Annotated in this window: 26 protein-coding genes; 18 read left to right on the forward strand and 8 right to left on the reverse strand. The window is 69.0% G+C overall.

The window, feature by feature from the left end; translation table 11 throughout:
• Positions 1–83: 83 nt before the first annotated feature.
• From QFZ52_RS00880 to QFZ52_RS00905, 6 genes are all read left to right on the forward strand, one after another.
• The gene (locus tag QFZ52_RS00880; protein ID WP_307495746.1) at positions 84–563 is read left to right on the forward strand and encodes an Asp23/Gls24 family envelope stress response protein; all 480 of its coding nucleotides are present in this window, start codon (positions 84–86) and stop codon (positions 561–563) included.
• Positions 560–751 carry a DUF2273 domain-containing protein gene (locus QFZ52_RS00885; RefSeq protein WP_066217277.1) on the forward strand — a complete coding sequence of 64 codons (192 nt, stop codon included), beginning with the start codon at positions 560–562 and terminating at the stop codon, positions 749–751. Before QFZ52_RS00880 ends, QFZ52_RS00885 begins: the two co-directional genes overlap by 4 nt.
• Entirely contained in the window at positions 748–1,140 is a 393-nt protein-coding gene (locus QFZ52_RS00890; RefSeq protein WP_307495747.1) for a hypothetical protein, read from the forward strand. Before QFZ52_RS00885 ends, QFZ52_RS00890 begins: the two co-directional genes overlap by 4 nt.
• 6 nt (positions 1,141–1,146) lie before the next feature.
• Positions 1,147–1,752: a DUF6286 domain-containing protein gene (locus QFZ52_RS00895; protein ID WP_307495749.1), complete on the forward strand. Its 606-nt coding sequence runs from the start codon at positions 1,147–1,149 to the stop codon at positions 1,750–1,752.
• Positions 1,749–2,354: a hypothetical protein gene (locus QFZ52_RS00900; protein WP_307495750.1), complete on the forward strand. Its 606-nt coding sequence runs from the start codon at positions 1,749–1,751 to the stop codon at positions 2,352–2,354. Before QFZ52_RS00895 ends, QFZ52_RS00900 begins: the two co-directional genes overlap by 4 nt.
• 194 nt (positions 2,355–2,548) lie before the next feature.
• The gene (locus QFZ52_RS00905; protein WP_307495751.1) at positions 2,549–2,905 is read left to right on the forward strand and encodes a hypothetical protein; all 357 of its coding nucleotides are present in this window, start codon (positions 2,549–2,551) and stop codon (positions 2,903–2,905) included.
• Positions 2,906–3,009: 104 nt separating this feature from the next.
• Here QFZ52_RS00905 and QFZ52_RS00910 read toward each other — a convergent pair whose 3' ends face one another.
• The gene (locus QFZ52_RS00910) at positions 3,010–4,746 is read right to left on the reverse strand and encodes a glycoside hydrolase family 13 protein (RefSeq protein WP_444861212.1); all 1,737 of its coding nucleotides are present in this window, start codon (positions 4,744–4,746) and stop codon (positions 3,010–3,012) included.
• A gap of 124 nt (positions 4,747–4,870) precedes the next feature.
• On the opposite strand from QFZ52_RS00910, the gene QFZ52_RS00915 reads away from it, so the two are divergent.
• The 5 genes from QFZ52_RS00915 (at position 4,871) to QFZ52_RS00935 (ending at position 9,609) form a co-directional block, all read left to right on the forward strand.
• A complete protein-coding gene (locus tag QFZ52_RS00915) occupies positions 4,871–6,160 on the forward strand; it encodes an ABC transporter substrate-binding protein (protein WP_307495752.1) in 1,290 nt (429 codons plus the stop codon).
• 91 nt (positions 6,161–6,251) lie between these two features.
• On the forward strand, positions 6,252–7,280 hold the full coding sequence (locus QFZ52_RS00920) for a carbohydrate ABC transporter permease (RefSeq protein WP_307495753.1): 1,029 nt from the start codon (positions 6,252–6,254) through the stop codon (positions 7,278–7,280).
• Position 7,281: 1 nt separating this feature from the next.
• Positions 7,282–8,154 (forward strand): carbohydrate ABC transporter permease, encoded by an 873-nt coding sequence (locus QFZ52_RS00925; RefSeq protein WP_307495755.1) that lies wholly within the window; start codon positions 7,282–7,284, stop codon positions 8,152–8,154.
• Complete coding sequence (locus tag QFZ52_RS00930; protein WP_307495757.1) at positions 8,151–8,483, forward strand: hypothetical protein; 333 nt, start codon at positions 8,151–8,153, stop codon at positions 8,481–8,483. The genes QFZ52_RS00925 and QFZ52_RS00930 overlap by 4 nt, the downstream gene beginning before the upstream one ends.
• A gap of 73 nt (positions 8,484–8,556) precedes the next feature.
• Complete coding sequence (locus tag QFZ52_RS00935) at positions 8,557–9,609, forward strand: LacI family DNA-binding transcriptional regulator (RefSeq protein WP_373425605.1); 1,053 nt, start codon at positions 8,557–8,559, stop codon at positions 9,607–9,609.
• A 69-nt stretch (positions 9,610–9,678) separates the two neighbouring features.
• On the opposite strand, the gene QFZ52_RS00940 is transcribed toward QFZ52_RS00935, so the two are convergent.
• Together QFZ52_RS00940 and QFZ52_RS00945 are read right to left on the reverse strand one after the other, a co-directional pair.
• A complete protein-coding gene (locus tag QFZ52_RS00940) occupies positions 9,679–10,569 on the reverse strand; it encodes a hypothetical protein (protein ID WP_307495759.1) in 891 nt (296 codons plus the stop codon).
• Positions 10,570–10,598: 29 nt separating this feature from the next.
• On the reverse strand, positions 10,599–11,405 hold the full coding sequence (locus QFZ52_RS00945; RefSeq protein WP_066217261.1) for an exodeoxyribonuclease III: 807 nt from the start codon (positions 11,403–11,405) through the stop codon (positions 10,599–10,601).
• A gap of 90 nt (positions 11,406–11,495) precedes the next feature.
• Here QFZ52_RS00945 and QFZ52_RS00950 point away from each other — a divergent pair, with 90 nt between their 5' ends.
• The gene (locus QFZ52_RS00950; RefSeq protein WP_307495760.1) at positions 11,496–12,632 is read left to right on the forward strand and encodes an NADH:flavin oxidoreductase/NADH oxidase; all 1,137 of its coding nucleotides are present in this window, start codon (positions 11,496–11,498) and stop codon (positions 12,630–12,632) included.
• A 122-nt stretch (positions 12,633–12,754) separates the two neighbouring features.
• Here QFZ52_RS00950 and QFZ52_RS00955 read toward each other — a convergent pair whose 3' ends face one another.
• From QFZ52_RS00955 to QFZ52_RS00970, 4 genes are all read right to left on the reverse strand, one after another.
• Complete coding sequence (locus QFZ52_RS00955; protein ID WP_307495762.1) at positions 12,755–13,846, reverse strand: VanZ family protein; 1,092 nt, start codon at positions 13,844–13,846, stop codon at positions 12,755–12,757.
• Positions 13,847–13,937: 91 nt separating this feature from the next.
• Entirely contained in the window at positions 13,938–14,459 is a 522-nt protein-coding gene (locus QFZ52_RS00960) for a hypothetical protein (protein ID WP_307495763.1), read from the reverse strand.
• A complete protein-coding gene (locus tag QFZ52_RS00965; protein WP_307495764.1) occupies positions 14,456–15,076 on the reverse strand; it encodes a response regulator in 621 nt (206 codons plus the stop codon). Before QFZ52_RS00965 ends, QFZ52_RS00960 begins: the two co-directional genes overlap by 4 nt.
• Positions 15,073–16,263 carry a sensor histidine kinase gene (locus QFZ52_RS00970; RefSeq protein WP_307495765.1) on the reverse strand — a complete coding sequence of 397 codons (1,191 nt, stop codon included), beginning with the start codon at positions 16,261–16,263 and terminating at the stop codon, positions 15,073–15,075. The genes QFZ52_RS00965 and QFZ52_RS00970 overlap by 4 nt, the downstream gene beginning before the upstream one ends.
• A gap of 255 nt (positions 16,264–16,518) precedes the next feature.
• Here QFZ52_RS00970 and QFZ52_RS00975 point away from each other — a divergent pair, with 255 nt between their 5' ends.
• On the forward strand, positions 16,519–17,112 hold the full coding sequence (locus tag QFZ52_RS00975; protein ID WP_373425690.1) for a GlcG/HbpS family heme-binding protein: 594 nt from the start codon (positions 16,519–16,521) through the stop codon (positions 17,110–17,112).
• A gap of 5 nt (positions 17,113–17,117) precedes the next feature.
• A complete protein-coding gene (locus QFZ52_RS00980) occupies positions 17,118–17,891 on the forward strand; it encodes an ankyrin repeat domain-containing protein (RefSeq protein WP_307495767.1) in 774 nt (257 codons plus the stop codon).
• A 123-nt stretch (positions 17,892–18,014) separates the two neighbouring features.
• On the opposite strand, the gene QFZ52_RS00985 is transcribed toward QFZ52_RS00980, so the two are convergent.
• Positions 18,015–19,031, reverse strand: coding sequence for a LacI family DNA-binding transcriptional regulator (locus QFZ52_RS00985; RefSeq protein ID WP_307495769.1), 1,017 nt, complete (start codon positions 19,029–19,031; stop codon positions 18,015–18,017).
• Between the two features lie 156 nt (positions 19,032–19,187).
• Between QFZ52_RS00985 and QFZ52_RS00990 the strand changes: the two genes are divergently transcribed.
• The 4 genes from QFZ52_RS00990 (at position 19,188) to QFZ52_RS01005 (ending at position 23,802) form a co-directional block, all read left to right on the forward strand.
• The gene (locus QFZ52_RS00990; RefSeq protein ID WP_307495770.1) at positions 19,188–20,261 is read left to right on the forward strand and encodes a C45 family autoproteolytic acyltransferase/hydolase; all 1,074 of its coding nucleotides are present in this window, start codon (positions 19,188–19,190) and stop codon (positions 20,259–20,261) included.
• Complete coding sequence (locus tag QFZ52_RS00995; protein ID WP_307495771.1) at positions 20,248–21,654, forward strand: MFS transporter; 1,407 nt, start codon at positions 20,248–20,250, stop codon at positions 21,652–21,654. Before QFZ52_RS00990 ends, QFZ52_RS00995 begins: the two co-directional genes overlap by 14 nt.
• Positions 21,655–21,791: 137 nt before the next feature.
• Entirely contained in the window at positions 21,792–22,943 is a 1,152-nt protein-coding gene (locus QFZ52_RS01000) for a 3-hydroxyisobutyryl-CoA hydrolase (RefSeq protein WP_307495772.1), read from the forward strand.
• A gap of 91 nt (positions 22,944–23,034) precedes the next feature.
• Positions 23,035–23,802, forward strand: a complete 768-nt coding sequence (locus QFZ52_RS01005; protein WP_307495773.1) for an enoyl-CoA hydratase — start codon at positions 23,035–23,037, stop codon at positions 23,800–23,802.
• Positions 23,803–23,854 lie beyond the last annotated feature (52 nt).

Below are 23,854 nucleotides of genomic sequence, written 5' to 3' on the forward strand. Positions count from 1 at the left end.
GCGCCTAGTACGCTCCCCGAACTCGCTTCGCTCGTCCGGGGCCCCTCGCGTACTAGGCTTGGGGCCAAGGGAAAGGGAGCACAGTGGACTCTGAATTCGAGCAGCACACAGCAGGCGGACGGACCGTGATCTCTGATTCAGCGGTGGCCAAGGTCGCCGGCCTCGCGGCACGCGCCGTCGCGGGTGTCCATGCCCTCGGCACCGGAAGCACGCCCCGCGCGCTGGGCGCCATCCGTGACGCCGTCGGCAATCCGGATCACGTCCCCGGCGTGCGCGCCGAAGTCGGTGAGACCCAGGTGGCGGTGGATCTCACCCTGGTGGCCGAGTTCGGCTACCGCTTCCACGACATCGCCAACGCCGTCCGCGCCGCCGTCTACCAGGCGGTGGAGGACCTCGTGGGCATGGACGTGATCGAAGTGAACATCGAGATCAACGATGTCCAGCTGCCCGGCACCAAGCAGGAGAACCGCACCGCCCGTGGCTCAGCCGCCCCGACCCCGCAGGAGCTCGAGCAGGGGACCGGGCCGGACGCCGTCGTCGTCGAAGGAAAGCGAGTCCCATGAACCACACCCTGAGCGGTATCGCCATCGGAGCCTTCCTGGCCTTCATGTCCTTCCAGTTCGGCTGGTGGGGCTTCCTGGTCTCCCTCATCTTCATGGCCGTCGGCGCCATCCTGGGCCGCGCGGCCGAAGGCCGGATCGACCTCCGCCGGGTTCTGGACGCCCTGACGGGACGGCGCTCCTCCTCATGACCGACGCCGCCGTGGCACCGGCAGGGACCCCCGCACCGCAGGAGCGCGTCCTGGCCGGTCACAACCGATTCAGCACGCAGGCGCTCACCAGCCTGGCGAAAGCGGCCTGTGCCGAAGCCCTGGACGTCCCGGCGCAGGACGTGCGCGTCGAATGGCGCGACGACGACGGTCTCCTCGCCTTGAGCGTGGTGAGCCCCGTGAGCATCCCCGCGCTGGGTGACGTGGTCCGGGATGCCTCGGTGCTGGCCGGCGGCAGTGTCTGGGACCGCGCCGTCAACGCCAAATCGGCCATCCGGGCACGGGTGATGCAATTGAGCGGCTCCGAGCTGAGCCGCGTGGACGTCCGGATCTCCGGCGTGGTGCTCCGCACCGCGGGAAGGGTCAGGTGAGCGAGCGTGTCCACTGAACCGCTGTCCGCCGAAGAGGAGCGTCGCTTCCTCGACGAGGTCACCCGCCGTGAGCTCACGCCGTCGCGGTCCGTCGCGGCACTCCTGGCCGGAATCCTGGTCATCCTGCTGTGCGTCTACCTCATGCTGGAATCCGTGCTGGCGCTGTTCCGCCTGCCGGGGTGGCTGATCGACCCGGACCTCGCCCTCGACTGGATCGCGACCTTGCCGGCCGGCGGGCCCGCCCCGGTCCTCGCCCTCGGCGGCGCCGTGCTGGCAATGATCGGACTGTTCTTCCTGCTCGTGGCCGTGTTCCCGGGCCGCCGGGCCCGGCACAGCATGCCCCATCCCGCCCTGGCGGTGGTGGTGGACGACGAAGTGGTGGCGTCCGCCCTGGCGCGGCGTGCCCGGCTCGCGGCGAATGTCTCCTCGGCCCAGGTCATGGTCACGGTGGCGCAGTCCCAGGTGGTCGTGAATGTCCGCCCCACCTCGGGACTGCGGGTGACGCCGGAGGCCGTGGAACGGGCGGTCACAGACGAACTCGGAAACATGGGCCTGGAACCGCGGCCCGGTGTCACGGTCAACATCGCGAGCACGGGAGTGGTGGGCGCATGAACGGCACACCGAGAAGGATCAACCGTTTCTTCACCGGGCTGGTGGGACTGCTGGTGCTGGCCGCCGGAGTCTTCCTGATGGTGGTCTCTGCCGTCCCCGCGGTGGCACAGGCGTGGCACGCCGCGGCGAAGCAGTGGGTCGAGTGGTTCCACCGGGGCTATGAATCGACCCCGCTGCTGGCCAGCAGCTGGATCTATCTGGTGGCGGTCGCCGTGCTGCTGGTGGTCGCACTTCTCGCGGTCCGCTGGATCTCGGTCCAGGGCCAGGGCCGGGTCAGTCTCCTGGTGGACCGCGCCGACGATTCCCCGACGCCGGGCGATGTCACCATCAGCGGCAATGTCGCCGAGCAGATGCTCCGCGCCGCGCTCGCGGGCCGCAGCGACCTGCTGGGCCTGTCGGTCGGAACGTATCAGTACCGCGGCGTCACTGGGCTCCGCGTCCGGCTCTACCCGCGCAAGGGCGCCTCGCCGCAGAAGCTGGTCCGGGAGGTCGGCGTGCTCCTGCAGGGCCTCGATGCGGCGATCGGCCAGCACACCCCGGTGCTGCTCCATCTGGGAACCGGTACCCGGGCGTTGTTCACTCGCGAGGAACGGGTGCTCTGAGGTCTCAGCCGCCTGGACTTTTCGGGTGCGGCAGTGTGTCTCAGGAAGACGTCGCCCCCGCCGGTGACCACGTCCGATGCCGTATCGGCCTTGCTCCGGGGCGGTCCGCCGTCTAGCTTGAAGGTGGAGTCAGCCTGACACCGGGCAAGCAGCACACCAGCGCTTGCACACCCACCGAGCATGCAGGAGTCATCATGAGTGAGAACATTCCGGGCGCCGAGGAAGTCAACAACGCGGCGGACAACGCAGGCGAAGCAGTGAAGAACGCGGCCGACACTGCCGCCGAGAACGCACCCGAGGGCACCCGCGAATTCGTGGACGGCGCCGTCGAGAACGTCAAGAACTTCACCGAGGATGCCGTGGGGAACGTCAAGGAGTTCGCCGGGGACGCCACCGAGAACGTGAAGGAGTTCGCGGGCGACGCCGTCGAAAACGTGAAGGAGTTCGCGGGCGACGCCGCCGAGAACGTCAAGGAGTTCGCCGGGGACGCGGTGGAGAACGCCAAGGGTCTCGGCGCCAAGATCGCCGGCTTCTTCAAGGGCGACAAGTAAGAGTCACTGACTGAAGCAACACACCGCGAAGGGCGGGCCCGGAGTGATCCGGCGCCCGCCCTTCGTCATGTGCCCCGCCGTCGTGCGCTGCGGGTGAGCCGCCGTCAGCTCTTGTTCGGCACCAGGTAAACGGTGGTGTCCGACGGCACCTTGTCCTCGACCGGGCCGCTGGCGAGGGCCAGAGAGAAACCGGCGGGCAGCGCGACGGGGGAGTCGCCCATGTTGGTCAGCACCAGCACGCCCTTGTTCAGGAACGCCACGACGCCGTTCGCCGGGTCGTGCAGGGCGGACCAGACGTGGGATCCTCGGCCGAGTTCATGCCGGCGGCGGAAGGCCAGCGCCGCGCGGTAGAGCTCGAGCGTGGAACCGTCGACGCCGTGCTGGACATCCGCGGCGTGCTGCGCGAAGGACTCGGGCTGGGGGAGCCAGGGCTTGGCGCCGTCCTGCGGACCGTTCAGGCTGAAGCCGTACCCGGGGGCGTCAGCGGTCCACGGGAGGGGGACACGGCAGCCGTCACGGCCTCGCTCCTCACCATGGGTACGGAAGAAGGACGGGTCCTGACGTGCCTCGGCCGGGAGCGTGGTGTGCTCCGGAAGACCCAGCTCCTCACCCTGGTAGAGGTAGGCGGAACCCGGCAGGGCCAGTTCCACGAGGGTGGCGGCGCGGGCCCGCGCCAGGCCGAGTGCGGCGTCGGGCTGCTCATCTTCGGCCGCGATGCCTTTGGGGAACGTGGTGGGATCACTCAGACCGAAACGGCTGGGGTGCCGCACGGTGTCGTGGTTGCTCAGCACCCAGGTGACGGGCGCACCGACGGCGGCCACGGCCTCGATCGAGGCGTCGATCGAGGTGGCCAGGCGTTCGGCGTCCCAGCCGGCCAGGAGGAAGTCGAAGTTGAAGGCCTGCTGCATCTCATCGGGCCGGACATAGCGGGCCAGCCGCTCGGCGGGCTCCACCCAGGCCTCGGCCACGAGCATCCGGTCGCCGGGGTATTCAGCGAGGAGCCGGTGCCAGTCGCGGTAGATCTCGTGCACGCCGTCCTGGTCGAAGAAGGGAGCCTTGGAGAGGTCCTGGCCGCTGCCGGTGCCCTTCTCCTGGGTGGCTTCGCCTTCGCTGATGGACCCTTCCACCATGGCGGCGGCGCCTTCCCAGTCCGGGAGTCCCTTGGCCTTGATCATGCCGTGGGCCACGTCCACCCGGAAGCCGTCCACGCCCTTGTCCAGCCAGAAACGGAGGACGGAACGCATCTCCTCCCGCACCTCTTCGTTATCCCAATTGAGATCCGGCTGCTTGGTGTCGAAGAGGTGGAGGTACCACTCGCCGGGGGTTCCATCCGCGTTCGTGGTCCGGGTCCAGGCCGGTCCGCCGAAAATGGAATTCCAGTTGTTGGGCGCGATCTCACCGTTCTCGCCCTTGCCCGGACGGAACATGTAGCGGGCGCGTTCGGGGGAGCCGGGGCCCGCGGCGAGGGCCTCCTGGAACCAGACGTGCTCGTCCGAGGTGTGGTTGGGCACGAGGTCCACGATCACCTTCAGGCCCAGCTCATGGGCCTTTTCGAGCATGGCGTCGAAGTCCTCGTTGCTGCCGAAGAGCGGGTCGACCACGCGGTAATCGGCCACGTCATAGCCCGCGTCCGCCTGGGGCGACTTGTAGAAGGGGCTCAGCCAGACGGCGTCGACCCCCAGCTTGGCCAGGTAGGGAAGCTGCTGCGAGACTCCCGGGATGTCTCCCATGCCGTCGCCATTCCCGTCAGCGAACGAGCGCGGATAGACCTGGTATACCACTGCGTCGGACCACCAGGTGCCGTGGCGTGCCTCGTGGGATTCGGGTGCGGTCTGCGGCACGGGAGAACCTTCCTAACGATTCTATGTAAACGCTTGCATCGGACGATGGAAGCTTACTAATGTGATCTACGCAACATCAACCCGACTGGGAAGACGTGCTTCGCTCACTGAGGAGTCATCTGCAATGAAACCACGTAAATTCCTTGTGCCGGCCGCAGCGGTCGCTGTTCTGGCTGTAACCCTCACCGCCTGTGGCGGCGGGAGTGGGTCTGGCAACGGAGGAGGCGGCAGCGACGCCGCATCACAGGGCCTCGACGGACGCGGCCCCATCACCTTCGTGACCGGCAAGGACAACTCGAACGTCTGGCGTCCCACGATCGACCGCTGGAACTCCGCGCACCCGGACCAGAAGGTCACGCTCAAGGAACAGACCGACAACGCTGACCAGCAGCACGACGACCTGGTCCAGCACTTCCAGGCCAACGACGCCAACTACGACGTCGTGACCGTGGACGTCGTCTGGTCCGCGGAATTCGCTGCCAAGGGCTGGCTCCAGCCGCTCAAGGACAAGATGGCGGTGGACACCGCCAAGCTGCTGCCTGCCACGGTCAAGGCCGCCACCTACAACGGCACCCTCTACGCCGTGCCGAACTCCTCGGACGGCGGCCTCCTGTACTACCGCAAGGACCTGGTCCCCACGCCTCCGAAGACGTGGGACGAGATGATGTCCATGTGCTCGATCGCCAAGCAGCACAACATGAGCTGCTACGCAGGCCAGTACCAGAAGTACGAAGGCCTGACGGTGAACGCGGCCGAGGCCATCAACACCTTCGGCGGCAAGATCGTCGATGACCAGGGCAAGGCCACCGTGAACTCGCCGGAGGCCAAGGCCGGTCTCTCCAAGCTCGTGGACGCCTACAAGAGCGGCAACATCCCGAAGGAAGGCATCACCTACCAGGAGGAACAGGGCCGCCAGGCGTTCGAGGACGGCAAGCTCCTCTTCCTGCGCAACTGGCCGTACGTCTACAACCTCGCCAAGAGCGACGGCGCCTCCAAGGTGAAGGACACCTTCGGCGTCGCGCCGCTCCCGGGCAAGGACGGCCCCGGCGCCTCCTCGCTGGGTGGCCACAGCGCGGCCATCAGCGTGTACTCCAAGAACAAGGCCACCGCGCATGACTTCGCGACCTTCCTGATCCAGGACGAGCAGCAGAAGTTCTTCGCCACCCAGGGCTCCCTGGCTCCGGTGAGCTCCGAGCTGTACAAGGACTCGGCCATCGTGGCCAAGCTCCCGTACATGCCGACGCTGCTGACCTCGATCCAGAACGCGGTCCCGCGTCCGGTGACCCCCTTCTACCCGGCAGTCACCAAGGCGGTTCAGGACAACTCCTACGCCGCCCTGAAGGGTGAGAAGACCGTCGACCAGGCACTGAGCGACATGCAAGCCGCCATCGACGCGGCCAGCGCGTCCAAGTAGCCGACCAGGTGGGGGCCCGTCCACGGGCGGGCCCCCACCATCGCCCCGTGCGCGGGGCCATCGACCAGGGGAACACCACAGAGGAGTCACCATGTCCACAGATGCCCCCTCGCAGACGCGGGGCACCACCACCGGCGGCGGCGCGGGGAAAGGGTCCAAAGGCGGACCCGGCCTGGCCGGCGCGGAAAGCGCCGACCGGCGCGAAGTGACGCAGGGCCGCTGGGCCTACACGCTGCTCACGCCCACCTTGATCCTGCTGGCCGTGGTGATCGTCTACCCGATCATCAACGCCATCATCATGTCCTTCCAGAAGGACGCCGGGCTCGACCCGGCCACCGGCTTCTTCGTCCAGGGCGGCTTCGCCGGAGCCGACAACTACGTCCACTGGCTCCTGCAGCAGTGCAACGGCCAGGCCTGCCCTCCCGGCACCCTCGGTTCCCAGTTCTGGAACGCGATGGGCACCACCTTCTTCTTCACCATCATCACGGTGATCCTGGAGACCATCCTCGGTTTCTGGATGGCCATCATCATGGCGCGCGCCTTCAAGGGCCGCAGCCTCATCCGCGCCGCCGTCCTCGTCCCGTGGGCCATCCCCACCGCCGTCACGGCCAAGCTGTTCTTCTTCATGTTCGCCTTCGACGGCATCATCAATCAGCTCTTCGGCACGCAGATCCTCTGGACCGGTTCCGAGGGGCCCGCCCGCTGGGCCATCATCATCTCGGACGTCTGGAAGACCACCCCGTTCATGGCGCTGCTGATCCTGGCCGGTCTCCAGCTCATCCCGGACGAGGTCTACGAGGCCGCGAAGGTGGACGGCGCCAGTGCCTGGCAGCGCTTCACCCAGATCACCCTTCCCCTGGTCCGGCCGGCCCTGATGGTCGCCATCCTGTTCCGCACCCTCGACGTGCTGCGCATGTACGACCTGCCCGCCATCATGACGGGCGGCGCCAACAACACCACCACGCTCTCCATCCTGGTGGTGCAGCAGGTCCGGCAGGGCCTCAACGGGGCGTCCGCGCTGTCCACCATCACCTTCCTGGTGATCTTCCTGGTGGCATTCATCTTTGTCCGCTTCCTCGGCGCCAACGCCGTGGAGACCGCCGCACCGAAGAAGAAGTGACATGAGCAACGCAGTCAGCACCGCCTCCGCAACCACGCGCCGTCGTGCCTTCAGCTGGGCGCCGGCCCGCACCTACGTCCAGGCCGCCGTCATCCTCGTCTGGTGTCTCGCGCCCTTCTACTGGATGATCGTCACGGCGTTCCGCGATGTGGGCTTCACCTTCGACCCCACGCCGTTCTTCACCCACGTCACCTTCGACAACTTCCGGACCGTGTTCGACGAGAGCCTGGGCAACCACTTCGCCCAGAACCTCCTGAACAGCCTGATCGTCGCGGGCATCACCACCGTGATCTCCCTGGTGGTCGGCGTGTTCGCGGCCTACGCCCTGGCCCGCCTAAAGTTCCGCTTCAAGGAACTGGTCCTCGGTTTCATCCTGGGCGCGTCGATGTTCCCCGCCGTCGCCCTGATCACCCCGCTGTTCCAGTTCTTCACCGGGATCGGCTGGATGGGCACCTACCAGGCGCTGATCATCCCGAGCATCTCCTTCTCCCTGCCGCTCGCGGTCTACACCCTCACGTCCTTCTTCCGTGAGATGCCGTGGGAGCTGGAGGAGGCGGCGCGGATCGACGGCTGCACGCAGGGCCAGGCCTTCCGGAAGGTCATCCTTCCACTGGCCGCGCCCGCGACGTTCACCACCGCGATCCTGACCTTCATCGGCGCCTGGAACGAGTTCCTGATCGCCAGCCAGCTCTCGGTGGACGCCACCAAGACCGTCACCGTGGCCATCGCCTCCTTCGCCGGCGCCCAGCCGCACCAGGAGCCGTACACGGCCGTCATGGCCGCCGGCACGGTGGTCACCATCCCGCTGGTCATCCTCGTGCTGGTGTTCCAGCGCAAGATCGTCGCCGGTCTGACCGCGGGCGCGGTCAAGTGAGCAAGCAGCAGTCCTCCGCGGACGACGACGGCCGCCGGGCCACCGTCGCCCGCGGACGGATCGTGGGTGGCTGGGAAGGTCCGGTGCAGGAGGAGCCGGAGCGGAAGCCCAGCCGTCGCCTCCTCCGAAGCGCCGAGGATCTGGACATCGTCCTGGGGATGGTGGGGTTCTGGACCCTGGTCCTGTTCGGCACCACGGTGTGGATGGAGCTCACGGGACAGCCGGCCCTCGGCTGGGCCCTGGGGCTGCTCGCGGCCGTGCTCGCCGTCTGGGGATTGATCAGGCTCCGCAGGCGTCTGCCGTCCCGGGCCATGGGCCGTCGCAACTGAGCGTCAGGCGTCATCGACTGTGACGTGACATGGCACGCGTGGTTCAATTCATGATCCGGAGAACCTGAGGAGTGTGACTGGCATGGCTGCGCGTGCCGCCCGTGGTGGGCATCATGGCGTGAGCATCGAGGACGTGGCCGCCGCGGCCGGTGTCTCGACGGCGACCGTCTCCCGGGCCGTCCGAGGGCTCCCGCGCGTGTCCGAACAGACCCGTCGGCGCATCCTGGACGTCGCCTCCGAGCTCGGGTACGTCGCGTCGTCCGCGGCCTCCGGCCTGGCGACGGGCCGCACCCGCACCATCGGCGTTCTCGCGCCGTACGTGGACCGCTGGTTCTTCTACAAGGCGCTGGAAGGCGTGGAGCGCGAACTCCACGAACAGGGCTACAACCTGTCCCTGTTCAGCCTCGACAGCCGCTCCGGGGAACGGCAGCGGACCTTCAGCAAGACCATGGTCGCCAAGCACATCGACGCCCTCCTGGTGCTCTGCATGGCCCTGTCCATGGACGAGATCCAGGAACTCCGCCGGCTCGACATCCCGCTGGTCGCGGTGGGCGGGCCGGTGGAGGGCTGTTCCAGCATCGGCATCAACGATGTGGACGCGGCGGCCCTCGCCACCCGCCATCTGCTGGACCTGGGACACCGCGACATCGGGGTCCTGCACGGCCAGGATGATGACGAGGACCTCAATTTCCAGGTCCCCGAACTCCGCGTGAACGGGTTCCACGAGGAACTCGCCCGTGCCGGGGTCGAGTACCACCCGGAGTGGGAGGTGCGGGGGAACTTCACCCTCGCGAGCGGGGCCGAGGCGTTCGAGGAGCTCTGGAACCGGCCCGGCCCCAAGCCCACCGCGCTCATGTGCGCCTCCGACGAGATGGCGATGGGCGTGATCCTGCAGGCGCAGCGGCGGGGACTGCGGGTGCCGGAGGACCTCTCGGTGATCGGGATCGACGACCACGAGTTCTCGCCGGTCATGGGGCTCAGCACGGTGGCTCAGGACCCGGTGGCGCAGGCCCGGCTCGGGACGCGCATGCTGCTCGACGAGCTGGCCGGCAAGGCGGGGTCCGTCCACGATGTGCACGCGGACTTCGAACTGAAGAGCCGGACGTCCACCGCGCCGCTGTCCTAGCTGCCGTCCGGGCCCCGGCGTGGTCCTGGCTCAGCTGGCGCGGCTCGGCTCGGCTCGCGCGGGCCTATCTCAGCTTGCGCGGCCCAGGTGCCGCAAGGGCACCCAGCGCGTGATGAGGCGCTGATACGCGGCCGCAGCGCCCGTCATATCGCCTTCCGCGAGGCATTCGATGCCCATGCGGACGTCGCTGGGGGAATCGTCCGGGTACACCCGGTCCGCCAGGGCGCCGTAGTCCAGTTCCAGGACACTGCTGGTGTGGAAGCGCTCCAGCCAGGCGACCACCCGGGTCATCTCGTCCAGGAAATCCAGCTCCGGGGCGCCGAGGGAAAGGGCGGCCACGAGGGTGCGGGAACGCGAGATCGCCTCCGTCACCGGGGTGTAGAGGCGCAGGGTGGCGATGCTGCCGTCCCGGTTGTTGAGCATCTCCTGGCGGTCCGACTCGTGGAAGAAGATGAACCACGCGAACGGAACACCCCAGGTGGCGGTGCGGGTGAACAGCAGATCCGAATCGATCAGACCGGAATCCACCAAGGTCTTGAGCCGTTCTTGATGCCGTTCGGTGGCGTCCACGGGGACGATCCGCTCCAGGCTCTCCGAGCTCGAACCGTCCGCCAGCTCCTCCGCGGCCAGCGCGGAACGGAGCACCGTCTGGTTCGGGCAGTACAGCAGAGCTCCCCGCTCGCTGGGATCGGCGAGGGCGCGCGACAGCTCGGCGCGGCTGCCCGGGTACGGGTCGTTGGGCTTCCGCAGGAGGCGGTGAAGGGTGCTGCGCAGCTCGCGGCGCTCGACGTCGTCGCGCATCTGCCGCAGCTCCGAGGCACTGAGGATGGCGCGCTCGGTCAGATCGCCGTACTGCGCGACGATGGCCCGCCGCTGCGGGGCGCCGAAGGCGTCGAGCGGCTGGTAGACGCGCAGGGCGGAGATGTAGGGGAACCCCATGGGGGAGTCGTAGAAGGTCATCGGCTTCCCGGCCGCGCGCTGGGCATGGCTCAGTCCGCGAGTTCGACGATCACGGGGGCATGGTCGCTGGCGCCCTTGCCCTTGCGCTCCTCACGGTCGATCACGGCGCCGGTCACGCGGGAGGCCAGGGCCGGGGACGCCATGACGAAGTCGATGCGCATGCCCTCCTTCTTCGGGAAGCGGAGCTGCTTGTAATCCCAGTAGGTGTAGACGCCGGGGCCCGGGTTGAGTGGGCGCACGACGTCCGTGAAGGATGCCTCCTCGAAGGCGTGGAAGGCGGCGCGCTCCGGAGCGGAGACGTGCGTGAGGCCTTCCTCGATGAAGAAGTCGATGTCCCACACGTCGTCATCCTGGGGCGCGATGTTCCAGTCGCCCATGAGCGCGATCTGGGCGGCGGGGTCGGTGTCCAGCCAGGCCTCGGCGTTCGCCTTCAGGGTGTCCAGCCACTCGAGTTTGTACGGCATGTGCTCGTCATCCAGAGCGCGGCCATTGGGCACGTACAGGCTCCACACGCGGACGCCGTTGCAGGTGGCGCCGATGGCACGGGCCTCCTGCTCCGGGTTCACGCCGCCCTTGCCGAACGTCGGCTGGCCGGGGAACGTGCGCTCCACGTCCTCCAGACCCACGCGGGAGGCGATGGCCACCCCGTTCCACTGGCTGAACCCGAAATGCGCCACTTCATAGTCCATGCGCTCGAAGAGCTCCCAGGGGAAGTTCTCGTCCTTGCACTTGGTCTCCTGGATGGCTAGGACATCACAGTCACTGCGTTCCAGCCAGGCCTCCACACGGTCGGCGCGGGCACGGAGGGAATTGACGTTCCAGGTGGCGATCTTCACGCTCCCAAGCTATCAAAGCGGACTGACAGTTTGGTGACCCGCGGCGTCACCATCGGAATACGATCCGGCGACGCGGGGTTGCCCATCATCGTGAGCCAACTTTTCACTGAAGCAGTCCTGTCCGCCCCGTCCGGCCAGCTCACGCTGCGCAACCGGACCTTCCTCGCCCCCATGTGCATGTACTCCGTGGAGGCGCGCGACGGCGTGCCGACCGCCTGGCATCAGGCGCACCTGGGCGCCCGCGCCGCCGGCGGTTTCGGCATGGTGATCACCGAGGCCACCGCCGTGGTGCCGGAGGGACGGATCTCCCCGGAAGACCTCGGCCTGTGGAACGACGAGCAGGTGGAGGCCTTCAAGCCGATCACCGCGTTCATCAAGAGCCAGGGCGCCGCGGCCGGCGTGCAGCTGGCGCACGCCGGCGGCAAGGCCTCCACGTACGGCTGGCTGCCGCGCTGGGTGGACCAGGGCCTGACCGGGTCGGTCCCGGTGGACGACGGCGGCTGGGTCACGGTCGCGCCGTCCGTCACCTCGATCCACGGCCTGGCCGAGTCGCACGAGCTGACCGTCGACGAGATCCAGGAGTCCGTCGCGTCCTGGGCCGCGGCCGCCCGTCGCGCCGATGAGGCCGGCTTCGACTTCATCCAGATCCACGCCGCCCACGGCTACCTGGTGCACCAGTTCCTGTCCCCGCTGAGCAACACGCGCACGGACTCCTACGGCGGCTCGTACGAGGGCCGGACCCGGTACCTGCGGGAGGTCGTGGCCGCGGTGCGTGAGGTCTGGCCGGCCGACAAGCCGCTGGGTGTGCGCTTCTCCGGTTCCGACTGGGTCGAAGGCGGCTGGACCATCGAGGAGACCGCCCGTCTCGCGGTGGAGCTGCGCGCCGAAGGTGTGACGGTGTTCGACCTGTCCAGCGGCGGCATCGGCGCGTACCACGGCCCTACCGGCCCCGGGTATCAGATCGCGCTCGCGGCCGAGGTGAAGAAGGCCCTGGCAGCGGATGCCGAGGAGCGTGGCGTGGCGAACGACGCCTTCGTCAGCGCCGTCGGCATGATCAACGAAGCCCAGCAGGCCGAGCAGGTCCTGGTGAATGGCCAGGCGGACGGCGTCTCAATCGCCCGCGCCGCCCTCAAGGAGCCGAACTGGCCCGCGCTCGCCGCCCGGTCGCTCGGCGAACCCCTGGACAAGACCCCGTTCGCACCGCAGTACTGGCGCGCTCACTGGTGAGGTGAGTCCCGCAGGGCGCACCCGCTGAAACAGTGGATTCCCGTCGAAACAGTGTGTTCAACACGCGGTTTCGACGGGAATCCACTGTTTCGGGGTGGGACGGGGAACGAGAGTGCGGACGTTCAGCCCTGAGGGACCGTGACCTGCGCCGGCGCTGCTTCCCGCGCGTCCCGGACCTGCTGGCCCGACACCAGGCCCGGCAGGCCACGGCCCTTCGCGCTGAACACCAGGGTTCCGAGGGACACGAGGACGAACAGGGAGCCCACCCAGCCGAGTCCCTCCGGAAGGAAGCCGAGCAGCGCGTAGCCGCCGATGCCCCCGAGCAGACGCAGCACCCGCGCGAGCGGGCGGGGGAGGGTGCCGCCGTCGTACTGGAGCTGGACCGCGTGATCGCCGACGGTGCGGCCGCTCACCAGCGTGACCACCAGCCACAGCAGGAAGGCGACGCCGGTCCCGACCAGCGCGGAGTAGTCGTCCCGGTTGAGGGCCTCGCGGTCGTTGAGGACGTACAGCAGGAATGCGCGGATGCCCACCGTGATGGCGACGCTGAGCAGGGTGAACGCGAGCCAGTCGCACAGCATGCCGAGGAAGCGGCGCGGTTTGGTCACAGGGCGCGCGACGGCGGCGGCCGGGGCCACGTGGCGGCGTCGCCCGAAGAACGGGAGGGCGAGGAGCGAGCCGAGCAGAGCGCCGAGAGTGTTCGCCATCAGGTCGTCGACGTCGAACACCCGGTAGGCGCACGGGTAGATGCCCCAGACGCCGGTCAGCTGCGTGAACTCCACGAAAGCGGACACGGCCAGCCCGGTGACGGTGGAGATCAGGAAACCCCGGGAACCGAGCGCCCGGACGAAGAAGCCGAGCGGGGCGAAGAGCAGGACGTTGAACGCGACCTGGAGGACCGCGGTGTCGGTGAGGGCGGCCCGGGGGCCGGCGCCCGAGCGGGCCAGGGATTCCCGGATGTCCGCGATGAAGTGGAACGGTTCGAGATTGACGCCTGCGCACCGCACCGTCTCCGGATCCGGCAGGGGCAGCAGGGTGTACGTCCAGATCGCCCAGAAGTACACGACGGCCGCTGCCCAGAGCAGCCCCCGGCCGAAGGTCAGACTGCCGCGCCGCCGGTAGCTGACCGCCACGAACGGCACGAACAGCAGCACCCCGGTCACCAGTCCGAGCCCGATGGCGACGATCCCCGACATGAGTTGCTGATCTCCCATGCCCCCGAGTATGTCATCGGCCGCGCGGCTCATCGGGGCCAGGGGCCGGGGACGTGGCAAGGCTCACGCGCCGAGCCGCTCAGCGGTCCGCTCAGTCCACCCAGTCGTCCGGCCCGAAGTCCTTGTCGACCCCTCCGCCGGACTCAAGCACCTTTTCGATGACCTCGCGCACGACGTCGAGTGCCTCCCGCAGCGCGCCGGGATCGCTCAGCGTCTCGGCCCACTTCCGGTCGAAGGTGGCAGACGCCGTGCGCACCACTTTCCGGGCCGCCTCCGCCGGGTCAGGGGAGGCGAGGAGCGGCACCGCCCTCGGTGTCGCCGGTTCGAACGGCGTGGAGGGGGCGTCCCGCACGTGAACCGCCTGATCCGTCACGAGGAACCCGACGCTTTCCTGCCGCCGGGCGAACAGGTTCTTGGCGTGGAGCCCCGCGAACAGCAGGGGAGTCTCGCCCAGCAGCACCGCATCGCCGCCCAGGTCCTCGACGGCCGCCGCGAACACGTCGTCCTGATCGTCCAGAGGATGACCGGCCAGCCCGGCGGCGAACAGCAGGAACCGCACGGGCCCTTGCCTGCGGGAGACGAGCTCTGCGATCTCCGCCGCCGGCACCGTCATCGCATCCCCTCACGCCGGAGCGCCTTCGCGATGGCGGCGGCCCGGGAGTCCACCCCGAGCTTCGCGTAGATGTGCGCCAGGTGGGTCTTGACGGTCGCCTCGGAGATGAAGAGCTTCCGCCCGAGTTCCTTGTTGGAGAGGCCCTGGGTGAGCAGCGTCAGCAGTTCGGCTTCCCGGGGTGTCAGCGCCTCGTCGGGGTTGCGCATCTGCTGGAAAAGCCGGCTCGCGACGGGTGCGCTCATGTGGCTCTGCCCTCGTGACGCACCCCGCACCGCCGCGAAGATCTCGTCCGGGGCGGCGTCTTTGAGGAGATACCCCATGGCTCCGGCGTCGACGGCACGCACGATGTCCGCGTCCGAATCGTAGGTGGTGAACACGAGGACGGCCTGTGCAGGTCGTTCGGCGCGGAGCCTCCGGATCGCCTCGATGCCGTCGATGCCCGCGCCCATCGCCAGGTCCATGAGCACCACGTCCGGCGCATGCTCCAGCGCCGCCGCCACACCACCCTCGCCCGAGGAGGCCTCGGCCACCACCCCGATGTCCGGCTGGGTGCTGAGCAGCGCTCGCAGGCCGCTCCGCACCACCAGATGGTCATCCACCAGGAGCACCGTGATCATGCCGTTCCTCCTTCCACTGCGCTGTTTTCCACTGCGCTGTCTTCCAGCACGCCGGAATGCCCGGCCGGGATCTCCACCCCGATCACGGTTCCCTCGCCCGGAGTGGACTCCACCGCGAAGGTGCCGCCGAGCTGCTCGACCCGCTGTCGCATGGCGCGCAGTCCGTACCCTCCGCCAGGCCCCGGCTCTGCGGCGGCCGTGGGCCGGAAGCCCACGCCGTCGTCGTACACATCCAGCGTGACGGACCCCGGCAGAAAGCCGAGGGTGACGCTCGCCGCCTGGGCGGAGGCATGCCGCTCGACGTTGGCCGCGGCACTCTGGGCGATCCGCACGACGGCGTGCCGCACCTCGGGCGGCAGGGCCCGCGGGGTGCCGGTCACGCTGATCCGCATCGCCGGAACATGACGCCGGACCGCGGCGGCCAGGGCTTCTTCGAGCGGCAGATCGGGTTCCGGGGCGGTGGCGAGATTGTGGACCAGCCCCCGCGTCTCCGCAAGGTTCACCCGGAGCTGCTCGGTGGCCTGGCGAACCTCGGGGCTCAGTCCTTCCGTGCGGTCCGCCGCCTCCAGGAGCAGCACGGTGCTGGCGAGGCCCTGCGTCACGGTGTCGTGGATTTCGCGGGCCACGCGCTCCCGCTCCGCGAGCGTCCCGGCGGCCCGTTCCGCGGCCGCCGTCTGGGCCTGCGCGGTGCGCAGTTCCGCATTGAGCTGGGCCTGGCGGGACAAGGCGTCCTCCAGACGGTCGTACACGAGAGTCAGGACGAGTGCCGCGGCCGCCGGGCCCAGGAGGGCCGCCACATCCGTGTACCCACTGAGTTTGAACAGACCCACGGACGTGCTCAGCGCTGTCAGTCCGGTCGCCAGCGCGGCGGCCTTTCCGGACACCGCGGACCGGCCGACGAAGAACACCGCGAACGCACACCAGGCGAAGCTCGGCGCGAGAATGACGAGCGCCGCCCAGACCGCCACGAGGATCCACAGGACCACGGGGCGGGCGGGTCCGCGCAGCCGGACCGCCGCCGCGTACAGCACGCAGAGCGCGGCAGCCAGGACCAGGACGAGGAGGTTCTCCTCCGGTCCATGCCGCAGGACGAATCGGATGAGTGAGGCGGTCAGGAGCACCGCGAAGCCACAGTGCACCGCCACGCCGAGATAGCGCTCGCGGCCTGCCGGGGGTGCGGTGATCATGGGGCCACTCTACGAGACGGCGCCGACAGGATAAGCGCGTCTCATCCTTTTGGCTGAGACGGCCACCCGAAGGCATGAGGAACCCCTGCCGGAACTGCCGATGTGCCCGGAACCGCGTCTCGGAAGGATGGATGTCAGGAGTTCACGGACCCGTCAGGAAGGCCGGTGAGACCCGGTACGCCGGGGTCCGTGGACTCGCACAGTGACCACCGATTCCGATCCATGCACGATCCATTCCCGAAGGGCAGGCACATCATGGCCATCAGCAAGAGCAACATCAAGGTCCTCTCCGCAGCGGCTGCGGCACTCCTCCTGACCGGCGGCGTCACCGCGGCCGCCAATGCCGGGCAGGCGTCCCAGCCTGCAGCCGTGCCTGCCGCGGAGACCGCCAAGCGCCTTCCCACGGCGGGCATCCCGGCCGGCGAGGGCACCACGGTCTCGCAGAACCGGATCTCCGCGACCGCCTCCGCCAAGGCCGTCCAGGCCGCCCTGGCCAAGTGCGTGGGGGACAAGCTCCCGTTCGTCTCCGTCACGGTCGTGGACCGGTTCGGCACCGTCCAGGCGGTCCTCCGTGGCGACAACGCCGCCCAGCACACCCTCGAGGCGTCGAAGCAGAAGGCCTACACCGCGGCGGCCTTCGGCGCCCCCACGAGCGAGCTGGCCGGGCGCATCAGCGGCAACGGCAAGCCCTCCATCGCCGATCTGCCCGGCACCCTGTTCCTCGCCGGTGGCGTCCCGCTCAAGGTCAACGGCGTGTCCGTGGCGGGGATCGGCGTCGGCGGCGCACCCGACGGCGCCCTCGACGAGGCCTGCGCCACGGCCGGCGCCGAGGCGATCCTGGGCCGCTAGGAGGCATGATGGAGGCCATGCCGACGCGTGGCGCAGTGCTGAAGGGGAGCCTGGCGGTCGTTGCCGTCGGGCTCCTCGCCGCCTGCGCACCCGGTTCCGCTGAGCCGAGTTCAGCGCAGCCGTCCGACGACGGCGCCGCGCCCTCCGCGCGCACCTCGCCGCCGGCGTCGTCCCCGGCGCAGGAAGGGTCACCCGCCGCGGACAGCGGCAGCACGCCGTCGCCCACGGGAGTGGACGCCCGGGGCCGAGCCGCCGCCCGAGCCCGCCTGACCGAGGCACAACGGGCCCGGCTGGATCAGGACCTCATCCGCGCCGCGAAGCGGAACGACCCCACCGAGGTGAAGCGCCTCATCGAGCAGGGCGGCGACGTCAACGCCAAGGATTCGATCCAGGATTCCGCCTTCCTCTATGCCGGCGCCGAAGGGTTCAACGACGTCCTGCGGCTCACCCTGGCAGCGGGCGCGGACGTGCGGAGCGTCAACCGGTTCGGCGGGACCGCGCTCATCCCGGCCTGCGAACACGGACACGTCGAGACGATCCGGATCCTGATCGCGGCCGGGGTCCCGGTGAATCACGTGAACCGTCTCGGCTGGACCGGGATGCAGGAGGCGATCCTCCTGAACACCGGTGGACCCCGCCAGCAGGAGGCGGTCCGGTTGCTCCTGGCCGCAGGCGCGGACCCCGGCATCCGAGACCCGCAGGGCCGCACGGCCCTCGACAACGCCCGGCGGATGGGCTTCACGGAGATCGTGCGGATCCTCGAATCGCATCGCCCCTGACTGCACCCCTGGAACCACCCCTGATCGACTGCTCCCCCTGATCGACTGCTCCATACGATGTCGAAATCCCCGGAAATCCGCGGGAAATGGCATCGTATGGAGCAGTCGATCAGAGGGCCGGACCTACTCCTTCCGCGTCGACGCGCGGGGGCGGAGCCTGGCCCGCGTGAGGCGGGGACCCACGGTCTCGCCGGTCTTGAGCAGTTCCTGCAGCATGTCCAGCAGCAGGTCCGCGGTGCCGGCGGGGTTGAGTTCGAAGGCCGTGATGGCGGGTCGGCTCGACCGGGCGTGCTCGGAATCCGACGCCGCGGCGATCATCACCTGACCCGGCACGGTCAGCCCGGCCGCCAGGATCTCCTGCTGCACGCCCGCCGCGTGCCGCCCGGTCATGCAGAACACCGCTTCGGGCACGCCGTCCGCGAGGATGCGCAGCCCGGCGTCTCGGCCGCCGTCGAGCCCGGAGCGCTCCGACTGTTCGTAGACCCGCGGCGTGACCCCGTGGCGCTCACACCACGACAGGTACTCCTGGAGGAAGTCCGCGTTCCAGGCGTTCCGGTCCGTTCCGGAGACCAGCACCACCTCGCGGGCCCCGGCCGCTTCGAAATGTGCCAGGATCTGCCGGGCCGCGAGGGGGTCGTCCTCGGAGGACCAGCGCGTGAAGTCGGGCTTGTCCAGGAGCTTGCCGTAACAGACGTAGGGGATGCCGCGCCGGTCCAGGAGTTCGATGACCGGGTCCTGGGCGTTGGGGCTCATGATGACGTACCCGTCCATCGAGAACGCCAGCGGCGGCACCGGACTGCGGGTCAGATCCGGCACGAGCGTGAGACTGAGCCCGCGGGCAAGCGCCCGAGAGGACAGGATCCCCGCGAAACGCTCGAACACGTCGACGCCGGCCGGGGTGTAATCGCCCAGGGCGTCCAGGGAGCGCATCACCAGGCCGATCGCGCCGATGCTGCCCTGGCGCATGCCGCGGGCGAAGGCGTCCGCCTGGTAACCGAGTTCGTCCGCGGCGGCCTTCACCCGGGCCCGGGTCTCCTCGCTGATGGTCCCCTTGCCGTTCAGGGAATGGGAGACGGCGGTGATGGACACCCCCGCGCGGCGCGCCACGTCCCGGATCGTCACTCCTTTGCCACGTGCCACGGACCCTCCTGAAATCGTCGTACCCACATTTCACCAGGGGCGGGACCGCCTGCACGCGCCTCCGGGTGGCCATGTGGAAAATCATCATTGCATAAAACGTTTTACTTCCCTAATGTGATCTGCACCTCAGAAATCGTCCCCCCGAAGGAACCTCTCATGAAGCTCTTCACCGCCACCTCCACCACGCAGGACCCGGCTGCCCGCGGCCGTGATCTCGGGCTGGAATTCGGCGACCGTTTCGAGCACGTGGCCGGGCTGTATCTCGAGCACTTCGCGGCGCTGACGATCCCTGCGGAGACCGTCCGGCGTATCGCCGAGGCGAGCCACGCGGCACTGGCCGACTGGGCGCCCGGCCTGGCTGCGGAGACGGAGGCCATCGCCTCGGCCGCCGGCCTCGAGCTCTGGCAGCTCGCCGCCGTCGGCGCCCGCACCGAGATCCTCGCGGCCGAGCCGCCGCGCGGTGAGGGTGAATGCTCCACCGCGGTCCTCACCGGTGAGGACCGCGCCCCGGAGACCCTGCAGACCTGGGACTGGCATGAATTCCTGGTGCCGGACGGGCTGCTGCTGGACCTGACCACCCCGGCCGGTCGCCGGGTCAAGCTGTTCACTGAATTCGGCACCGCCGCGAAGATCGGGGTCAACGACGCCGGGCTCGGCCTGCACTTCAACATCCTGTCCCACCGCAGCGACTCCGATCAGGGCGGCGTTCCGGTCCACGCGATCGCCCGCCGCATCCTGGAGGAGGCCACGACCGTCGAGGAGGCGCAGGCCATCGCGGCGAGCGCCACGGTCAGCGCCTCCACCGTCTTCACGGTCTTCGACTTCCACGACGGCGGCTCCCGCGCCGTGAGCCTGGAACTCGCCCCGGCCGGCCTCGGCGTCGTCCGGCCCGGTAAGGACGGCTGGCTCTTCCACACCAACCACTTCCTCGATCCGGACCTCTTCCAGGGCGACACCATGCCCGCTGACTCCTCCACCGCCGAGCGCTATCAGCACCTCGACGCCGTCCGCGGAACCCTCACGGGCCTGGCGCCCGTCGAACGCGCCCGCGCAGCCTGCGGAGGCGAAGGGTCCGCCGCCCCCATCTGCATGTCCCCGGACACGACCAAGCCCGTCATCGATCAGTGGGGCACCCTGCTGACGATCGGCGTCGACGTCGAGCACTTCGCTCTCGACTACTTCGCCGGCCGCCCGGACGAAGCCGCCGTTCACGGCCTTGCGCGCTTCTGACTCCCCTTCCTCCCCGCTTCATCTCCTCAAGGAACCACTCTCATGTCCCACACCCAGTCCCCCGCCGGCCGCCGCCCCGGCGCCGCAGGATGCCCCGACGCTGGGCACCCAGGCCACCACCGCGCTGCGGACCTTCTTCATCTCCGGCTTCGGCACGGCACTGGAGTTCTACGACTTCATCGTCTACGGCCTGGCCGCCGCCCTCGTGTTCCCCACGCTCTTCTTCCCGGCCGCGGACCGGCTGACGGGGACGCTGGTGGCCTTCGCCGCTTTCGGCGCCGGGTTCATCGTGCGGCCCCTGGGTGGCATCGTGGTGGGTCACTTCGGTGACCGCATCGGCCGCAAGTCCATGCTCATCATGACCCTCCTCCTCATGGGCGGCAGCACCTTCCTCATCGGGTGTCTCCCGACCTATCAGAACGTCGGCCTGCTGGCTCCCGTGCTGCTGGTGATCCTGCGACTCGTGCAGGGGTTCGCGGCCGGTGGTGAATGGGGTGGCGCGTCGCTCTTCGGCATCGAGAACTCACCCGAGAACCGCCGCGGCCTCTGGGGCAGCTTCACGAGCACCGGCATCGGCATCGGCAGCCTCTTCGGCACGGGCGTGTTCACGGTGATGACGCTCCTGCCGGAGTCCGAGCTCACCGCCTGGGCCTGGCGTGTGCCGTTCTGGCTGGGTGGTCTCCTGGTCCTCGTGGGCCTGATCGCCCGCACCCGCATGCCGCACGAGACGGTGAACAAGGAGAGCGCCCCGCGAGTGCCCCTCCTGGCGGCCATCCGGAAGCACCCGAAGCAGATGCTCCTGGCCATCGGCGTCGCGTTCGGCTACAACACCATCGCCTACATCGGCTCCCTGTTCACGGTCACCTACACCGAGGAACGCGGTTACACGGACACCCAGTCGCTGCTCTTCCAGGTGGCCGGCTCGTTCGCCTTCATGCTCGCCGCCCCGTTCATGGGTCTCCTCTCGGACAGGATCGGACGCAAGAAGGTGATCGCCGGCGGCGCCGTGATCTACGCGGTGTTCTTCTTCCTCTTATTCGGCATGGTGGACAGCCGGGTCGCATTCCTCGCGACCGTGGCCTTCATCCTCGTGAACATCTTCATGGCCATGCCGCAGGGCTGCATCCCGGCCTTCCTGGGTGAGCAGTTCTCCAAGGAGAGCCGTTACTCGTCCATCTCCGCGACGTACCAGACCGGAGCCGCGCTGGGAGGCGGCACGGCGGCGAGCATCGCCACGGCCCTGTTCATCGCGTTCAACCGCGGCTCTCTCGGCATCGCGCTGTACTCCGGCGCCGCGTGCCTGGTCCTCGCGCTGTGTGTGCTCGGCCTCCGCGAGACGTACAAGGTCCGCACCAAGGATCTCGGCGAGACGCCGGAGGACGTCCTCGCCTGAGGCCTCGGCGCCCGGGTACGGGCCGCGATCCGCGCCCGGCGCAGCCTCCTCCTCCGTCCACCGATGGAGGAGGAGGCTTTTCCACATCGGGAGCCGTTGCAGATGAAACTGGTCCGCCTTTCGGGCAAGCTAGACCCATGGAGCCTTCCAGTACCAGCGCACCGTCCACCCTCTCAGCCTCCGCCCCCACGGCCGGGCAGCCTGACGCGGAGGTGAGGTCAGCGGAGGTCGAGTTCGACCAGCGTGGCCACGCCGGAGTGGTCATCCTCAACAGGCCGCGTGCGGTCAATGCGCTGAACCAGGGGATGGTGGAGGCGGTGGACGCACAGTTGCGGGCCTGGGCGGTCGATCCGACGATCGAACACGTCATCATCACCGGGGCGGGGGAGCGCGGACTGTGCGCCGGCGGCGACGTCGTGGCGATGTACAGGGACATCGTGGCCGGGGAGCGGGCCTCCCATGACTTCTTCCGAGCCGAGTTCCGGATGAACTCGCTCCTCTTCGGCTATCCCAAGCCCGTGATCGCCGTGCAGGACGGCCTGGTCCTGGGTGGGGGTGTGGGCATCTCCGCCCATGCTTCGCACCGGGTGGTCACCGAGAACACCCGGATGGGCATGCCGGAGGTCACCATCGGCTATGTCCCCGACGTCGGCGGGACCTGGCTGCTGGGCCATGCAGGCACCGCCGGGGTCCACGTTGCGATGACGGGTGACCATGTGGGTGCCGGGGACGCGATCCACTTGGGTCTCTCGGATGCCTTCGTGCCGGCCGCGAATCTCCCCGAGTTCCTCGTCTTCCTGGAAACCGACACGGCCGACGACGCCGTGGCCCGCTTCTCCGGCATGGCGCCGGAGGCGGTGCTCGCCGCAGCCGGGGACGCGGATGGCGCGGCCCCCTGGATCGAGGACTGCTACGCGGGAGCCTTGTCCGGAGACGCGTCCGCGGCCGTCATCCTGAGCCGCCTCGAAACCCATCCGGACCCGCAGGCCCAGGCGGCCGCCGCGACCCTCAGGACCAAGAGCCCGCGTTCCGTGGCCGTGGCGCTCGAATCCGTGCGCCGGCACTGTTCCGGAACGCTCGAGGAGGCTTTGCGGGACGAGTTCCGCGTCGCGGTCCGGTGCCTCGCCTCCCCGGACATGCGGGAGGGCATCCGCGCCCAGGTGATCGACAAGGACCGCACCCCGCGCTGGGAGCACCCCGGGCTGACCGAAGTCAGCCCCGAACTCGTCGCCTCGTACTTCGCCCCGTTCGAACCCGGCGAGACGGACGGCGGCGATCTGAAACTCTGATCCTGGAGGCCCTGCCTCCAGCGCCCGACACCGCAGCACTTAGCCCGCATTCCCCATTCCACAGACGTCGATTGCGAAGGAGCAAGCACCCGTGCAGAACATCCTGGTAGAGCGCCGTGGGCGCGTCACGATCGTGACCCTCAACCGGCCGGAGGCGCTCAACGCGCTGAACCTGGCGACCATGACCGAAGTGGTGGACGCCATCCGGGCTGCGGACGTGGATTCCGGCACGGGCGCCGTGGTCCTCACGGGGTCGGCCAAGGCGTTCGCCGCCGGTGCGGACATCAAGGAGATGGCCTCCAAGGATCATCTCGAGATGTACCGGGCCGATTGGTTCCGCGGCTGGGAGGAGCTCTCCCGGGTCCGGATCCCCGTGATCGCGGCGGTCTCCGGATACGCGCTGGGCGGCGGCTGCGAACTGGCCATGATGTGCGATCTGCTGATCGCCGCTGAGAACGCGAAGTTCGGTCAGCCGGAGATCAACCTCGGCGTCATCCCCGGCATGGGCGGCTCGCAGCGGCTCACACGGGCCGTGGGGAAGGCGAAAGCGATGGACCTGGTCCTCACCGGCCGGATGATGGACGCCTCGGAGGCGGAACGGTCCGGGCTGGTCTCCCGCGTGGTGCCCACGGAATCCCTCCTCGAGGAGGCGCTCGCGGTCGCGGAGACGATCGCCGGGAAGTCCAAGCCGGTGGCGATGATGGCCAAGGAGGCCGTCAACGCCGCGTTCGAAACCGGTCTCGCTCAGGGCGTGGTGTTCGAGCGCAGGCTGTTCCACTCCCTGTTCGGCACACCGGACCAGGTGGAAGGCATGGCGGCGTTCCAGGAGAAGCGTCCGGCCGAGTTCAACCGGGACTGACGGCGAGGTGCTGAGGTGTTGCGTGTTCAGTAGTCGCGGGTGTTCGGTGCCA

The sequence above is a fragment of the Arthrobacter woluwensis genome, assembly GCF_030816155.1.
Classification (GTDB): domain Bacteria; phylum Actinomycetota; class Actinomycetes; order Actinomycetales; family Micrococcaceae; genus Arthrobacter_E; species Arthrobacter_E woluwensis_A.

Excerpts from the sequence above, each read along its gene's own strand:
- QFZ52_RS00885 (WP_066217277.1), top strand. The coding sequence starts at position 560 with ATGAACCACACCCTGAGCGGTATCGCCATCGGAGCCTTCCTGGCCTTC.
- QFZ52_RS00965 (WP_307495764.1), bottom strand. The coding sequence starts at position 15,076 with ATGATCACGGTGCTCCTGGTGGATGACCATCTGGTGGTGCGGAGCGGC.
- QFZ52_RS00905 (WP_307495751.1), top strand. The coding sequence starts at position 2,549 with ATGAGTGAGAACATTCCGGGCGCCGAGGAAGTCAACAACGCGGCGGAC.
- QFZ52_RS00920 (WP_307495753.1), top strand. The coding sequence starts at position 6,252 with ATGTCCACAGATGCCCCCTCGCAGACGCGGGGCACCACCACCGGCGGC.
- QFZ52_RS00890 (WP_307495747.1), top strand. The coding sequence starts at position 748 with ATGACCGACGCCGCCGTGGCACCGGCAGGGACCCCCGCACCGCAGGAG.
- QFZ52_RS00980 (WP_307495767.1), top strand. The coding sequence starts at position 17,118 with ATGATGGAGGCCATGCCGACGCGTGGCGCAGTGCTGAAGGGGAGCCTG.
- QFZ52_RS00940 (WP_307495759.1), bottom strand. The coding sequence starts at position 10,569 with ATGACCTTCTACGACTCCCCCATGGGGTTCCCCTACATCTCCGCCCTG.
- QFZ52_RS00960 (WP_307495763.1), bottom strand. The coding sequence starts at position 14,459 with ATGACGGTGCCGGCGGCGGAGATCGCAGAGCTCGTCTCCCGCAGGCAA.
- QFZ52_RS00970 (WP_307495765.1), bottom strand. The coding sequence starts at position 16,263 with ATGATCACCGCACCCCCGGCAGGCCGCGAGCGCTATCTCGGCGTGGCG.
- QFZ52_RS00975 (WP_373425690.1), top strand. The coding sequence starts at position 16,519 with ATGGCCATCAGCAAGAGCAACATCAAGGTCCTCTCCGCAGCGGCTGCG.
- QFZ52_RS00925 (WP_307495755.1), top strand. The coding sequence starts at position 7,282 with ATGAGCAACGCAGTCAGCACCGCCTCCGCAACCACGCGCCGTCGTGCC.
- QFZ52_RS00900 (WP_307495750.1), top strand. The coding sequence starts at position 1,749 with ATGAACGGCACACCGAGAAGGATCAACCGTTTCTTCACCGGGCTGGTG.
- QFZ52_RS00990 (WP_307495770.1), top strand. The coding sequence starts at position 19,188 with ATGAAGCTCTTCACCGCCACCTCCACCACGCAGGACCCGGCTGCCCGC.
- QFZ52_RS00915 (WP_307495752.1), top strand. The coding sequence starts at position 4,871 with ATGAAACCACGTAAATTCCTTGTGCCGGCCGCAGCGGTCGCTGTTCTG.
- QFZ52_RS00955 (WP_307495762.1), bottom strand. The coding sequence starts at position 13,846 with ATGGGAGATCAGCAACTCATGTCGGGGATCGTCGCCATCGGGCTCGGA.
- QFZ52_RS01000 (WP_307495772.1), top strand. The coding sequence starts at position 21,792 with ATGGAGCCTTCCAGTACCAGCGCACCGTCCACCCTCTCAGCCTCCGCC.